Origin of the sequence: Burkholderia sp. Bp8963, assembly GCF_003854275.1 — a bacterium.
In the GTDB taxonomy this organism is placed as follows: Bacteria; Pseudomonadota; Gammaproteobacteria; order Burkholderiales; family Burkholderiaceae; genus Burkholderia.
The window spans coordinates 149,726-163,540 of the sequence record NZ_QTQP01000007.1; the positions used below are offsets into that span (position 1 = coordinate 149,726).

Consider the following 13,815-nt stretch of genomic DNA (forward strand, 5'->3'; position numbering starts at 1 on the left):
GTGCGCCGGCGGGAGACCGGCGAATAGACGTGAGAGGATGCGCGAAATCCTACGGCACGCAATAAAAAGGTGCAACCAGATTTCGAGATGGGTTGCACCCTAGAATTATCCAATATAATCAGTGGCTTACAGAGTTGCAACCTAGGGGTTGCCCGCGGTCGGGGGATCGGTATTTTCCCTGATCGGGGCGTACGGACACGTTCGGGCAACCGTGCGCGTGTCGCGCGCCCGTTCAACGCATGTTGCGCTGACCGTGCAACACGGCGCCGGCAGCGCAAGCGCGCTGCGGCCATGCGTGCGTTGCGACGCGCGCCACCGTGCGTCAGATGGCGTCAGATATCCAGCGGATCGACTTCGACGCTCCACCGCAGCACGCCCTTCAGCGCGCGCAGCTCGCCATGCCAGGCGCGCAGCGTGTGCTGCAGCGCCGCCCGCGACGCGCTTTCGACGAGCAGTTGCGCGCGATGGACGTTCGCGACCTTCACGATCGTCATCGGCACTGCGTCGTAGACCGTCACGCGATCCGCGCCGGGCAGCCCCGGCAACGCGGCCGCGGCCTGCTGCAGGAACCCGAGCGCCGCTTCGATCGTGCGCCCTTCCGCGCGCAGCAGCGCCTGGTAGACGAACGGGGGCAGATGCGCGTCGCGCCGCTCGCCGAGCGTCGTGTTCGCGAAGCCGACGTAATCCTGGCGCGCGAGCGCGTGATACAGCGCGTGGCGCGGATAGCGCGTCTGCACGAGCACCTCGCCCGGCAGCCCGGCTCGCCCCGCGCGGCCGCTCACCTGCATCAGCTGCGCGAACAGCCGCTCGCTCGCGCGGAAGTCGTGCGAGAACAGCGCGGTGTCGGCATTGAGCACGCCGACGAGCGACACGCGCTGGAAATCGTGACCTTTTGCAATCATCTGCGTGCCGACGAGGATGTCGACCTCGCCCGCGTGCACGTCCGAGAACAGCGCCTGCGCGCTGCCCTTGCGGCGTGTGCTGTCGGCGTCGATCCGCAGCACGCGCGCGCCCGGCACGGCCTCGGCGAGCGTCTCCTCGATGCGCTGCGTGCCGCGGCCGAGCGGCGCGATATCGACGTTGCCGCATTCGGGACACGAGCGCGGAATCCGCGATTCCCAGCCGCAGTGATGGCAGCGCAGCGCGTGCTCGGGCTTGTGCAGCACGACGTACGCGCTGCAGCGCGGGCAGCCGGCGACCCAGCCGCACGCATCGCATGCGAGCTGCGGCGCGTAACCGCGCCGGTTCAGGAACACGAGGCTCTGCTCGCCGCGCTCGAGCCGCGCCTTCAGCGCCGCGACGAGCGGGCCCGACAGCCCGCCCTGCGACGCGCGCCCGCGCCGCCGCTCTTCCTCGAGATCGACCAGCCGCACGGTCGGCAACACCGCATCGGCGATCGCGCGGCGCGACAGCGTGAGCCGCGTGTAGCGCCCCTGCTCGGCCTGCCACCAGCTTTCGAGCGACGGCGTCGCGGAACCGAGCACGACCGGGATGTCGAGTTGCTTCGCGCGCCACACCGCGAGGTCGCGCGCCGAATAGCGCAAGCCTTCCTGTTGCTTGTATGCGGGCTCGTGCTCCTCGTCGACGACGATCAGCGCGAGTGTCGGCAGCGACGCGAGCACCGCGAGGCGCGTGCCGAGCACGATCCGCGCGCGGCCCGTATGCGCGGCCAGCCAGTTGCGCGCGCGCTCGCCTTCGGCAAGGCCGCTGTGCAGCGTGACGATCGCGTCCGCCGCGAGCGTGCCGGCAAAGCGCGCACGAAACGCAGCCTCGAACTGCGGCGTCAGGTTGATTTCGGGGACGAGCACGAGCGCCTGCGCGTCGGGCCGCGCATCCAGCAGCGCCGCGAGCGCATGCAGATACACCTCGGTCTTGCCGCTGCCCGTCACGCCGTGCAGCAGGAACGGCGCGAAACCCTGTGCGGCGCGGATCCCGTCGAGCGCCTCTGCCTGCTGGTCGGTGAGCGGCGGCGGCACGGTTCGTCCACCGCTTGTCGACAGGTTATCCACACACTTGGGCACAGGGTTATCCGCCCAGCCGATTTCGTCGACGTCGACCCAGCCTTGCGCGGCCCAGCCGTCGAGCGTCGCCGCGGCCTTCGGATGCAGCGCGCGCGCGTCGGGCAGGCTCAGCGATCCGGCGTCGGCGAGCGCCTGCGCAAGCCGCCGCAGCGCGGCTGCGCGCTCAGGCAGTGCGCCGGGCAACGCCGCGCGGCCCGCATCGGTCACGCGGTAACGGATTTCGGGCGCGAGCAGCCGCCCCCAGCGCCCCGCGTCGCGCAACGGCTGCGGCAGCGCCGGCAGCGCGACTTCGCCGCGGCCACGCTGGTAGTAGTCGGCCGCGAACGACACGAGCGCGAGCCAGTCGGCGGACAGCGGCGGCAGGTCGGCGCAGATCGCGTCGACCGCACGCAGCCGCGACGGCGGCACGTCGGTGTGAGCCGTCACTTCGCAAACGAGGCCGACCGCATGCCGCTTGCCGAACGGTACCTGCACGAGCGTGCCGGGCCCGGGCGCCGGCTGCGCGTCGCAACGGTAATCGAACAGGGTCGCGAGCGGGTGATCGAGCGCCACCCGCAGGTAGGTGCCGTCCATCACGGTGCTCCGGTGGCGATGCGACCCGCGCAGTGGGCATATACGCGGACATACCCGCGCGCATGGATATGCGTCCGCATTGCGACAACGAACTTAAAGTGAAACTTCAGATTCGGCGCTAAGTTTTGGATTCGCATTAAGAATCGCCGTATACCCTGACCAGCCTGTGGATAACTTTGTTGAGAACTCGCCGCCGACTGCGCGGAAAGCACGTTGGGCCGTGCGTTCCGCTGTCTTTCCCGGTCCGTAATCGGAACCCGCGAAGCCTTATTCCATAAGGCTGCTATTCAAATTCGCGATTCATAGCGAGGCAAATTGACCGACATGGGGCTCTACCGCGCTGCAACGTGGAAAATGTGTATAAGTCAAGTCTTGACAAGCTGCGGATCGCCAACCCGGGCGGGGTTGCGCCCTGTTTCGCGCAGGCCGCGCAACACCGCGTTGCCGCACCGCAGCATGACGGCGCTTGCGCTCAGCGCGCGGCTCCGCTACGGATCGCGCGGCTGTGGTTGTGCACCTCGTCAACCAGCTCGGCGACGTGCTCGGGCGGCGTGAACTGCGAGATGCCGTGCCCGAGGTTGAACACGTGGCCCGGATGGTTGCCGTAGCTGTCGAGCACCGCGCGCGCCTGCTCGCGGATCGCGGCCGGCGGCGCAAACAGGATCGTCGGGTCGAGGTTGCCCTGCAGCGCGACGCGGCCCGCGACGCGCTCGCGCGCGGCGCCGATGTTGACCGTCCAGTCGAGCCCGACCGCGTCGACGCCCGTCGACGCGATTTCCTCGAGCCACAGCCCGCCGCCCTTCGTGAACGTGATCACCGGCACGCGCTCGCCGTCGTGCTCGCGCTTCAGCTGCGACACCACGCGCCGGATGTAGTCGAGCGAAAAGCGCTGGTACGCGCCGTCCGCCAGCGCGCCGCCCCACGTATCGAAGATCATCACGGCCTGCGCGCCCGCGTCGATCTGCGCGTTCAGGTACGCGGCGACCGCCTGCGCGTTGATGTCGAGGATCCGGTGCATCAGGTCGGGACGCGAATACGCCATTGACTTGACGGTGCGGAAATCGTCCGAGCCGCCGCCTTCGACCATATAGCACGCGAGCGTCCACGGGCTGCCCGAGAAGCCGATCAGCGGCACGCGCTGGCGGCCCTGGCCATCAGTGAGCGCGCGGCGGATCTCGCGCACCGCGTCGGTCACGTAGCCGAGCGTCGCGCCGATGTCCGGCACCGCGAGCTTCGCGACGTCCGCCTCGGTGCGCACCGGATGCGCGAACTTCGGCCCTTCGCCGACCTGGAAGTCGAGGCCAAGGCCCATCGCGTCGGGAATCGTCAGGATGTCCGAGAACAGGATCGCGGCGTCGAGCGAGAAGCGCTCGAGCGGCTGCAGCGTCACTTCGGTCGCGTAATCGGGGTTCTTCGCGAGGCCGAGGAAGCTGCCTGCGCGCGCGCGCGTCGCGTTGTACTCGGGCAGGTAGCGGCCCGCCTGGCGCATCAGCCAGATCGGCGTGTAGTCGGTCGGCTCGCGCAGGAGCGCACGCAGGAAGGTGTCGTTGAGCAGGGTATGGGCCACGTTGAGTTCGACGATGCGCAAGGCAAAAGCGCATTTTACCGGACCGGCGCGGCCGTGCAGCGCGCGCGGGACCGATGGCGGCCGCTGGCGACCATATGACGCGCGCGATGGCTCGGCTATGATCGGACGCTCATATCGAACCAGAGAAAGGAGGAGACCCGATGAAGAAGCTCGCAACGTTCGCCGCCGCCACCGCCGCCCTGCTGGCGCTGACGTGCGCCGCGGCCGCGCACGCGGCGGATGCGGGCAGCGGCGCACCGGGCAGTCGTGCACCGAACGGCGGCGCCCGCTCGCGGCTCGACGACGTGCTCGCGCGCGGCACGCTGCGCGTCTGCACGACGGGCGACTACAAGCCGTACTCGTATTACCGCGCGGACGGCAAGTTCGAGGGCATCGACATCGACATGGCGGACGCGCTCGCGAAATCGCTCGGCGTGAAGGCCGACTACGTGAAGACGAGCTGGCCGACCCTCATCGCCGATTTCGTCGGAAAGTGCGACATCGCGGTCGGCGGCGTATCGACGACGCTCGAGCGCCAGAAGCACGCATTCTTCACGCAGCCGTACATCACCGACGGCAAGACGCCGATCGCGCGCTGCGCGGACGCCGACAAGTACCAGACCATCGAGCAGATCGACCGGCCCGACACGCGCGTGATCGTGAATCCGGGCGGCACCAACGAGCGTTTTGCGAAGCAGCATTTCACGCACGCGAACGTGACCGTCTACCCGGACAACGTGACGATCTTCAAGCAGATCCTCGCGGGCAACGCGGACGTGATGGTGACCGACGCGTCCGAAACGCTGCTGCAGCAAAAGCTGAATCCGGGCCTGTGCTCGGTGCATCCGGACAAGCCGTTCCAGTTCGGCGAAAAGGCCTACATGGTGCCGCGCGGCGACGTCGTGTTCCAGCAGTACGTCGACCAGTGGCTGCATCTGTCGCTGTCGACCGGCGAGTTCCAGGCGATCTCGGACAAGTGGCTGAAGTGATGCGTGCATCGGGCGTCGTGCACCGGGCTGCCGGGGCCTGACGCCGTGCGGTGCAATGCGACGCACTGCGCGTGCCGCATCATGCGCACCCGACCACGCGCATGCGACGCCGTTCAGTCGACGCCGAGCACACGCTGCCCGTCGAGCACCGGGTTGACCGGCACGATCCTGTAGCCGGCCTGCTGCATGTATTCGGCGACGCCGTGGCTCGGACGGTAGGGTTTATCCGAAAGGCCGACTACCGCGATGATGCGATCACGTTTCAAAATCTTTCTGATGATTGAATCGTCTGACATCGAATCCTCAGTGCAGTGAATTTTTTTGCGTGCAAATGTGGAATCAGCCGAGCCTGACACGCATGAAAAACGCATCTCGCGCACGGGATGAAAACTCTCGCGGAAATGTTGGTAAAAATGACCTGATCAGGATCCCGAAAAACAGCAAAAAATCCCGGAGAGCCTTATCTGGCGGGCGTTACAACCTGAAACACTTTGTTACCGCGATGGCCCGTCAATTCGCCCACAATGGCCTTCAACGGTTTCAACACGGATGCGGTCTCGTGTGCCAAGTGTGAGCGGACGCGAAGCGCTGCGAGCCCGTCGGTCATGTACCGAAGCCCTTTCGAGGGGCATCCTTGTTGGAGTCGTTTTCGGCTCTGCCGAACACGTTCCATCTTTGGTCTCCTCGCGCTAACCCCGTAGCGTGTGGTTTTTAGCGGGCTAATAAGCCCGCTTTTTTTCGTCCATCGAAAGCGTAACGGCCCGCAGGCCGTCACGTGTCGCGCGTCACGCGGTCTTCTGCTCGCCGAGCTTCAGTTCATCGATCATGCGCTGGCGCATGATGAACTTCTGCACCTTGCCTGTCACCGTCATCGGCAGCTCGTCGACGAAGCGGATATAGCGCGGGATCTTGTAGTGCGCGATCTGCCCCTGGCAGAATGCGCGTACGTCGTCCTCGGTCATCTGTTCGCCTGCACGCAGCACGATCCACGCGCACACTTCCTCACCATATTTCGGGTCCGGCACGCCGAATACCTGCGCACTCTGAATCTTCGGATGACGAAACAGATATTCCTCGATCTCGCGCGGATAGATGTTCTCGCCACCGCGGATCAGCATGTCCTTCAGCCGGCCGACGATGTTGCAGTAGCCGTCCGCATCGAGCGTCGCGAGATCGCCCGTGTGCATCCAGCCGTCGATCAGCACGTCGCGCGTTTTCGATTCGTCGTCCCAATAGCCGCGCATCACCGAGTAGCCCTTCGTGCACAGCTCGCCAGTCGATCCGACCGGCACGATGCCGCCGCTCGGATCGACGATCTTCACCTCGAGGTGCGGCTGGATACGGCCGACCGTCGTCGTGCGCTTCTCGAGCGGATCGTCGGTCGAGCTCTGGAACGAGACGGGGCTCGTCTCCGTCATCCCGTACGCGATCGTGATCTCCGACAGATGCATCTGCGACACGACGCGCTTCATCGTCTCGATCGGGCACGGCGAGCCGGCCATGATGCCCGTGCGCAGCGTCGACAGGTCGTAGTTCGCGAAGTCCGGATGGTCGAGCTCCGCGATGAACATCGTCGGCACGCCGTGCAGCGCGGTGCAGCGTTCTTCGGATACCGCCGCGAGCGTCGCGACCGGATCGAACGCCTCGCCGGGGAACACCATTGCGGCGCCCGTCGACACGCACGCGAGCACCGCGAGCACCATCCCGAAGCAGTGATACAGCGGCACCGGGATGCACAGCGCGTCCTGCTCGCTCAAGCGCATCGCCATCGCGATCGAGCGCGCGTTGTTGACGACGTTGCGATGCGTGAGCGTCGCGCCCTTCGGGCTGCCGGTCGTGCCGCTCGTGAACTGGATGTTGATCGGATCATTCGGCCCAAGCGTCGCGCCGAACGCATCGAGCGCAACCGTGTCGACCGTGTCGCGGCCGCGCGCCATCACATCGGCGAAGCGGAACATGCCGGCGGGCGCGACGTCGCCCATCGACACGACGATGCGCAGGCTCGGCACACGCACCGCGTGCAGATCGCCCGGCGCCGCGGTCGCGAGCTCCGGCGCAATCGTCTGCAGCATCTCGACGTAACCGGACGACTTGAAGCGCTCGGCGGCGATCACGGCCTTGCAGCCGACCTTGTTCAGCGCGTATTCGAGTTCCGCGAGGCGGTACGCGGGGTTGATGTTCACGAGCACCGCGCCGATCCGCGCGGTCGCGAACTGGGTCAGCAGCCATTCGCTGCGGTTCGGCGACCAGATGCCGACGCGGTCGCCGCTGCCGATCCCGAGCGCCGCGAGGCCGGCGGCCAGCACGTCGACCTCGGCCGCGAATTCGCGCCAGGTCCAGCGCACGCGCTGCTCGCGGAACACCACAGCCGGACGATCGGGAAAGCGTGCTGCCGTGTCCCGCAGGAACTGGCCGATCGTTGCTTCGGACAACGGCACGTCGGTCGCGCCGCGCACGTACGACAATCCGTTTTCGGGCGCAATCAGCGCCCCTACGCGTGATTCAGCTGCCATGAGTGTCTCCGTGAATCTTATGATCTGATCATGCGGATGATGCCGTGCTCCGCTGACGACACTCTGACATCAATTCACCGCGACCGGACGAAATAGCACGGTCGGACGCAACCAGGCGAAAAAAAAAGCAGCCCGAAGGCTGCTTTCTTTCACGTGCTGCGCGGCTCAGTGCCGGCTGCGGATCTTCGCCAGACGCTGGATCGCTTCGAGCTGCGCCATCGCGGTCGCGAGCTCGGATTGCGCCTTCGCGAGGTCGATGTCCGACTTCGCGTTCTGCAGCGTTTCCTCGGCGCGCTTGCGCGCTTCCTCGGCCTTCGCCGAATCGAGATCCTTGCCGCGAATCGCGGTGTCGGCGAGCACCGTTACGGCGCCCGGCTGCACTTCGAGAATGCCGCCCGCGACGAACACGAATTCGTCGTTGCCGTTCTCGACCTCGATGCGCACCGCACCCGGACGAATCCGCGTGATCAGCGGCGTATGGCCCGGCAGGATGCCCAGCTCACCCGCTTCGCCCGGCAGCGCGACGAACTTCGCCTCGCCCGAGAAGATCTGCTCTTCCGCGCTGACGACGTCTACTTTGATGGTTGCCATATCGACTCCTGGTTGAGCGTGTTACGTGGGCGCCGTGTCTCCTATCGCCAGTGCCATAGGAGAATCAACAACAGACACCGGCGCCCGCTGCGTTACACCCGACCTTTACTGGATCTTCTTGGCCTTTTCGAAGGCTTCGTCGATCGTGCCGACCATGTAGAACGCCTGTTCCGGCAGGTGGTCGCACTCGCCGTCGACGATCATCTTGAAGCCACGGATCGTTTCCTTCAGCGGCACGTACTTGCCCGGCGAGCCCGTGAACACTTCAGCGACGTGGAACGGCTGCGACAGGAAACGCTGGATCTTACGTGCGCGCGCGACCGACAGCTTGTCTTCCGGCGACAGTTCGTCCATGCCCAGAATCGCGATGATGTCGCGCAGTTCCTTGTAGCGCTGCAGCGTCTGCTGAACGCGACGGGTGATCGAGTAGTGCTCTTCACCAATCACGTTCGGGTCGATCTGGCGCGACGTCGAGTCGAGCGGGTCGACCGCCGGGTAGATACCCAGCGATGCGATGTCACGCGACAGAACGACGGTTGCGTCCAGGTGGCCGAAGGTGGTCGCCGGCGACGGGTCGGTCAAGTCGTCCGCAGGGACGTACACGGCCTGGACCGACGTAATCGAGCCCTTCTTGGTCGACGTGATGCGCTCTTGCAGCTTGCCCATTTCTTCAGCCAGCGTCGGCTGATAGCCCACTGCCGACGGCATACGGCCGAGCAGTGCCGACACTTCGGTACCGGCCAGCGTGAAACGGTAGATGTTGTCGACGAAGAACAGCACGTCGAGGCCTTCGTCACGGAAGTGCTCGGCCATCGTCAGGCCGGTCAGCGCGACGCGCAGACGGTTGCCCGGCGGCTCGTTCATCTGGCCGTACACCAGCGCGACCTTGTCGAGAACGTTCGAGTCCTTCATTTCGTGGTAGAAGTCGTTCCCTTCACGGGTACGCTCGCCCACGCCCGCGAACACGGAGTAACCGCCGTGTTCCTTCGCGATGTTGTTGATGAGCTCCATCATGTTGACGGTCTTGCCCACGCCAGCACCGCCGAACAGGCCAACCTTGCCGCCCTTCGCGAACGGGCAGATCAGGTCGATAACCTTGATACCCGTTTCGAGCAGTTCGGTCGACGGCGACAGTTCGTCGAACGCCGGCGCCTTCTGGTGGATCGAACGCGTATGTTCGCTTTCGATCGGGCCCGCTTCGTCGATCGGACGGCCGAGCACGTCCATGATCCGGCCGAGGGTCGGCTTGCCGACCGGCACCGAAATCGGCTTCGCCGTGTTCTTCACGGTCAGGCCGCGGCGCAGGCCGTCGGAGGCACCCAGACAGATGGTGCGGACCACGCCGTCGCCCAGCTGCTGCTGGACTTCGAGCGTCAGTTCCGAGCCTTCCAGAATGAGCGCGTCGTAGATCTTCGGCATGCTGTCGCGCGGGAATTCCACGTCGATAACGGCGCCGATGCACTGTACGATCTTGCCTTCTACCAAAGCAGCAGTACTCATCGCTTTTCCTTTAAATACCTGATTCTTTACTCGCGCAAAGGCGCAGTTTCGAGCTATCGGGGCGCGCGCTTAGACAGCTGCAGCGCCGCCGACGATCTCCGACAGTTCCTTCGTGATCGCGGCCTGACGGCTCTTGTTGTAGACCAGTTGCAGCTCGCTGATCACGGTCTTCGCGTTGTCGGACGCAGCCTTCATTGCGACCATCCGCGCCGATTGCTCCGACGCCATGTTTTCCGCGACAGCCTGGTACACCAGCGCCTCGACGTAGCGCACGAGCAGTTCGTCGACGACAGCCTGCGCGTCCGGCTCGTAGATGTAGTCCCACGACGTGGCCGGCGTGCCGTCATTCGCCTCGAAGTGCTCCGACGACAGCGGCAGCAGCTGCTCGATCACCGCTTCCTGCTTCATCGTGTTGACGAAGCGCGTGTACGCGAGATAAACCGCCGACAGCTTGCCTTCCGAGTACAGATCGAGCTGCGTCTTCACCGCGCCGATCAGCTTGTCGAGGTGCGGGGTGTCGCCGAGGTGCACGACCTGCGACATCACCTTCGCGCCGAAGCGGTTCAGGAACCCGAGGCCCTTGCTACCGATCGCGGTGGCTTCGACCTTCTGGCCCTTCTCTTCCAGCTCCTTGAACTTCTGCACCGTCGCGCGCAGCACGTTCGTGTTCAGACCGCCGCACAGACCCTTGTCCGTCGTGACGAGAATGATGCCGGCCGTCTTTGCGCCTTCATTTGCCACCATGAACGGGTGGCGGTACTCCGGGTTCGCGCGGCTCATGTGCGATGCGATGGCACGGACCTTGTCCGCATACGGGCGGGCAGCGCGCATGCGTTCCTGGGCGCGGCGCATCTTCGATGCGGCCACCATCTCCATCGCCTTCGTGATCTTGCGCGTGTTCTGCACGCTCTTGATCTTGCCGCGAATTTCCTTCATTCCAGCCATAGCTTGCTCCTTGACCGAAGCGGCGCGGGCGCCTCAGCACCCGCGCGGCCTCAGTGTGTCACTCGCGGATCAATAGGCACCGGACTTCTTGAAGGATTCGATCGCCGCGCGCAGCGCGCCTTCGTCGTCCTTCGAGAGATCCTTGGTGTCTTCGATGCGCTTGATGAGGTCAGCGTGGCTGGTCTTCAGGAATTCGCGCAGGCCCTTCTCGAACGGCAGCACTTGCTTCACGTCGAGGTCGTCGAAGTAGCCGTTGTTCGCGGCGTACAGCGACACGGCCAGTTCCCACACCTGCAGCGGCTGGTACTGCGGCTGCTTCAGCAGTTCCGTCACGCGGCGGCCGCGCTCGAGCTGCTTGCGGGTCGCTTCGTCGAGGTCCGACGCGAACTGCGCGAACGCTGCGAGTTCACGATACTGCGCGAGGTCGGTACGGATACCGCCCGACAGCTTCTTCACGACCTTCGTCTGCGCGGCGCCACCGACTCGCGACACCGACACGCCGGCGTTGATTGCCGGGCGGATGCCTGCGTTGAACAGGTCGGTTTCCAGGAAGATCTGGCCGTCGGTAATCGAGATCACGTTCGTCGGAACGAACGCGGTCACGTCGCCCGCTTGCGTTTCGATGACCGGCAGTGCCGTCAGCGAGCCGCTCTTGCCCTTCACTTCGCCGTTCGTGAACTTCTCGACGTACTCTTCCGACACGCGAGCCGCACGCTCGAGCAGACGCGAGTGCAGATAGAACACGTCGCCCGGGTAGGCTTCACGGCCCGGCGGGCGGCGCAGCAGCAGCGAGATCTGACGGTATGCCCAAGCCTGCTTGGTCAAGTCGTCATAGATGATCAGCGCATCTTGACCGCGATCGCGGAAGTATTCGCCCATCGTGCAGCCGGCGTACGGTGCGAGGTACTGCATCGCAGCCGAATCCGATGCCGAAGCCGCGACGACGATCGTGTACTCCATCGCGCCGGTTTCTTCGAGCTTGCGCACCACGTTCATGATCGACGAAGCCTTCTGGCCGATCGCGACGTAGATACAGATCAGGTCCTTGCCCTTCTGATTGATGATCGTGTCGAGCGCCACCGCGGTCTTGCCGCACTGACGGTCGCCGATGATCAGCTCACGCTGGCCACGGCCGATCGGCACCATCGCGTCGATCGACTTGAGGCCCGTCTGCACCGGCTGCGACACCGACTTGCGCCAGATCACGCCCGGGGCGATCTTTTCGATCGCGTCGGTCAGCTTCGCGTTGACCGGGCCCTTGCCGTCGATCGGGTTGCCGAGCGCGTCGACCACGCGGCCGACGAGTTCCGGACCAACCGGGACTTCGAGAATGCGGCCCGTCGTCTTGACGATGTCGCCTTCCGAGATGTGTTCGTATTCGCCGAGAATCACCGCGCCGACCGAGTCGCGCTCGAGGTTCAGCGCGAGGCCGAACGTGTTGCCCGGGAACTCGAGCATTTCGCCCTGCATCACGTCCGACAGGCCGTGGATGCGCACGATACCGTCGGTCACGGAGATCACGGTACCCTGGTTGCGAACGTCTGCGCTCGCTTCAAGGCCCTGGATCCGGCTCTTGATCAGCTCGCTGATCTCAGAGGGATTGAGTTGCATTATTCGCTCCTGATAGTCAATTCTGTTGCGTGCCGGCGTGGCGCTCAGGCGGTCAACGCAGCCTGCATCGATGCGAGGCGCGCGCGAACCGAGGTGTCGAGCACTTCGTCGCCGACCGTCACGCGCACGCCGCCGATCAGCGACGAATCGACTTCGACCGTCGGCTTCAGCTTGCGCTTGAACTTGCGCTCGAGGCTGAACACGAGACCTTCGAGATCGGTCCCGTTCAGCGGGAACGCGCTGACGATGGTTGCGTCGGCGGCGCCTTCACGCTCGTTCTTCAGCTCTTCGAACTGCGTGGCGATTTCCGGCAGCAGCGCGATGCGATGATTGTCGACCAGCATCTGCACGAAGTTCTTCGCTTCGGCACCGGCCGCGAGCGGCGACTTCAGCGCGGCAAGCAGCAGCTCGGCCACTTGCGCGCGGGTCACCTTCGGGCTCGACGCGACGGACAGCACATCGGGCAGACGCGCAACCTGGGCCAGCTCTTGCACGAGCGTGGACCAGGCGGCGATGTCACCTCCCTCGGCCACGCGGAACAGCGCTTCTGCGTAAGGGCGGGCGATGGTTGCAAGTTCGGCCATGATCAGAGCTCGGCTTTCAGTTGATTCAGCAGTTGGGCGTGGGCCGTTTGATCGACTTCGCGCTTCAGGATCTGCTCGGCGCCCTTCACGGCCAGCGTAGCGACTTCACCACGCAGCGCTTCGCGCGCCTTCACGATTTGCTGTTCTGCTTCCGCCTTCGCCTGGGTGACGATGCGGGTGGCTTCAGCCTGGGCGTTGGCCTTGATTTCCTCGGCGACCGCCTGGGCACGCTTTTCAGCGTCGGCGATGCGCTGCTGGCCGTCGTTGCGGGCCTGCGCGAGTTCCTGGTCCACACGCTTGTGCGCTGCGTCGAGTTCCGCCTTGCCCTTTTCCGCGGCGGCGAGGCCGTCGGCGATCTTCTTCGAACGTTCGTCGAGGGCGTTGATCAACGGCGGCCACACGAACTTCATCGTGAACCACGCGAGGACCAGGAACACGACCATTTGCGCAAACAGAGTTGCGTTGAGATTCACGGTGTTTCCTTATCTGCTATTCCGGAAAAATGAAACGGTAAGGCGCTCATCGAGTTGCATTCGATCAGCGCCCCAAGTCTCCGTTCCGCCCTGCGCCGGCTTACGCCGGGCGCAAATTTCCGAGAAACCTTAGCCTGCGAGCTTCGACAGGAGCGGGTTCGCGAACGCGAACAGCATTGCGACACCAACACCGATCAGGAATGCCGCGTCGATCAGGCCAGCCAGCAGGAACATCTTCGTTTGCAGCGGGTTGATGAGTTCCGGCTGACGTGCGCATGCTTCGATGTACTTGCCGCCCATCAGCGCGATACCGATACAGGCGCCGATCGCACCCAGGCCGATGATGATGCCGATACCGATGGCGGTCAGACCCTGGATGTTGGCGATGAAAGCTTGCATGATCACTCCTTTGAGAAAAGACTTGGAACTGAGATTTAAGAAAATAAAA

12 protein-coding genes are annotated in these 13,815 nt (G+C 64.8%); 1 reads left to right on the top strand and 11 read right to left on the bottom strand.

The features are described from left to right. Positions 1-332: 332 nt before the first annotated feature. On the bottom strand, positions 333-2,594 hold the full coding sequence (locus DID96_RS08410) for a primosomal protein N' (RefSeq protein WP_124598898.1): 2,262 nt from the start codon (positions 2,592-2,594) through the stop codon (positions 333-335). A 472-nt stretch (positions 2,595-3,066) separates the two neighbouring features. Next, the gene (gene hemE / locus DID96_RS08415) at positions 3,067-4,161 is read right to left on the bottom strand and encodes a uroporphyrinogen decarboxylase (protein ID WP_185732198.1); all 1,095 of its coding nucleotides are present in this window, start codon (positions 4,159-4,161) and stop codon (positions 3,067-3,069) included. A 161-nt stretch (positions 4,162-4,322) separates the two neighbouring features. Here hemE and DID96_RS08420 point away from each other — a divergent pair, with 161 nt between their 5' ends. Further along, on the top strand, positions 4,323-5,150 hold the full coding sequence (locus DID96_RS08420; protein ID WP_124598899.1) for a transporter substrate-binding domain-containing protein: 828 nt from the start codon (positions 4,323-4,325) through the stop codon (positions 5,148-5,150). Between the two features lie 113 nt (positions 5,151-5,263). Here DID96_RS08420 and DID96_RS08425 read toward each other — a convergent pair whose 3' ends face one another. The 9 genes from DID96_RS08425 to atpE all read right to left on the bottom strand — a co-directional run bounded on the left by DID96_RS08425 (position 5,264) and on the right by atpE (position 13,766). After that, positions 5,264-5,521: a CoA-binding protein gene (locus DID96_RS08425; protein ID WP_311767729.1), complete on the bottom strand. Its 258-nt coding sequence runs from the start codon at positions 5,519-5,521 to the stop codon at positions 5,264-5,266. Positions 5,522-5,935: 414 nt separating this feature from the next. Further along, the gene (locus tag DID96_RS08435) at positions 5,936-7,663 is read right to left on the bottom strand and encodes an AMP-binding protein (RefSeq protein WP_124598901.1); all 1,728 of its coding nucleotides are present in this window, start codon (positions 7,661-7,663) and stop codon (positions 5,936-5,938) included. A 165-nt stretch (positions 7,664-7,828) separates the two neighbouring features. Continuing rightward, a complete protein-coding gene (locus DID96_RS08440) occupies positions 7,829-8,254 on the bottom strand; it encodes a F0F1 ATP synthase subunit epsilon (RefSeq protein ID WP_124598902.1) in 426 nt (141 codons plus the stop codon). A 105-nt stretch (positions 8,255-8,359) separates the two neighbouring features. Further along, complete coding sequence (gene atpD / locus DID96_RS08445; protein WP_124598903.1) at positions 8,360-9,754, bottom strand: F0F1 ATP synthase subunit beta; 1,395 nt, start codon at positions 9,752-9,754, stop codon at positions 8,360-8,362. Positions 9,755-9,823: 69 nt separating this feature from the next. Next, positions 9,824-10,699, bottom strand: coding sequence for a F0F1 ATP synthase subunit gamma (gene atpG, locus DID96_RS08450; protein WP_124598904.1), 876 nt, complete (start codon positions 10,697-10,699; stop codon positions 9,824-9,826). Between the two features lie 69 nt (positions 10,700-10,768). Further along, complete coding sequence (gene atpA / locus DID96_RS08455) at positions 10,769-12,310, bottom strand: F0F1 ATP synthase subunit alpha (RefSeq protein WP_124598905.1); 1,542 nt, start codon at positions 12,308-12,310, stop codon at positions 10,769-10,771. A 44-nt stretch (positions 12,311-12,354) separates the two neighbouring features. After that, positions 12,355-12,894 carry a F0F1 ATP synthase subunit delta gene (locus DID96_RS08460; protein WP_124598906.1) on the bottom strand — a complete coding sequence of 180 codons (540 nt, stop codon included), beginning with the start codon at positions 12,892-12,894 and terminating at the stop codon, positions 12,355-12,357. Between the two features lie 2 nt (positions 12,895-12,896). Next, complete coding sequence (locus DID96_RS08465; RefSeq protein WP_124598907.1) at positions 12,897-13,367, bottom strand: F0F1 ATP synthase subunit B; 471 nt, start codon at positions 13,365-13,367, stop codon at positions 12,897-12,899. Between the two features lie 129 nt (positions 13,368-13,496). Further along, a complete protein-coding gene (atpE, locus tag DID96_RS08470; protein ID WP_004195828.1) occupies positions 13,497-13,766 on the bottom strand; it encodes a F0F1 ATP synthase subunit C in 270 nt (89 codons plus the stop codon). Between the last annotated feature and the right edge of the window lie 49 nt (positions 13,767-13,815).

What these genes read in the sequence shown, in the direction of transcription:
- DID96_RS08420 (WP_124598899.1), top strand. Translation starts at nt 4,323, where the DNA reads ATGAAGAAGCTCGCAACGTTCGCCGCCGCCACCGCCGCCCTGCTGGCG.
- atpA (WP_124598905.1), bottom strand. Translation starts at nt 12,310, where the DNA reads ATGCAACTCAATCCCTCTGAGATCAGCGAGCTGATCAAGAGCCGGATC.
- atpG (WP_124598904.1), bottom strand. Translation starts at nt 10,699, where the DNA reads ATGGCTGGAATGAAGGAAATTCGCGGCAAGATCAAGAGCGTGCAGAAC.
- DID96_RS08435 (WP_124598901.1), bottom strand. Translation starts at nt 7,663, where the DNA reads ATGGCAGCTGAATCACGCGTAGGGGCGCTGATTGCGCCCGAAAACGGA.
- atpD (WP_124598903.1), bottom strand. Translation starts at nt 9,754, where the DNA reads ATGAGTACTGCTGCTTTGGTAGAAGGCAAGATCGTACAGTGCATCGGC.
- DID96_RS08440 (WP_124598902.1), bottom strand. Translation starts at nt 8,254, where the DNA reads ATGGCAACCATCAAAGTAGACGTCGTCAGCGCGGAAGAGCAGATCTTC.
- DID96_RS08460 (WP_124598906.1), bottom strand. Translation starts at nt 12,894, where the DNA reads ATGGCCGAACTTGCAACCATCGCCCGCCCTTACGCAGAAGCGCTGTTC.
- DID96_RS08410 (WP_124598898.1), bottom strand. Translation starts at nt 2,594, where the DNA reads ATGGACGGCACCTACCTGCGGGTGGCGCTCGATCACCCGCTCGCGACC.
- DID96_RS08425 (WP_311767729.1), bottom strand. Translation starts at nt 5,521, where the DNA reads ATGCGTTTTTCATGCGTGTCAGGCTCGGCTGATTCCACATTTGCACGC.
- atpE (WP_004195828.1), bottom strand. Translation starts at nt 13,766, where the DNA reads ATGCAAGCTTTCATCGCCAACATCCAGGGTCTGACCGCCATCGGTATC.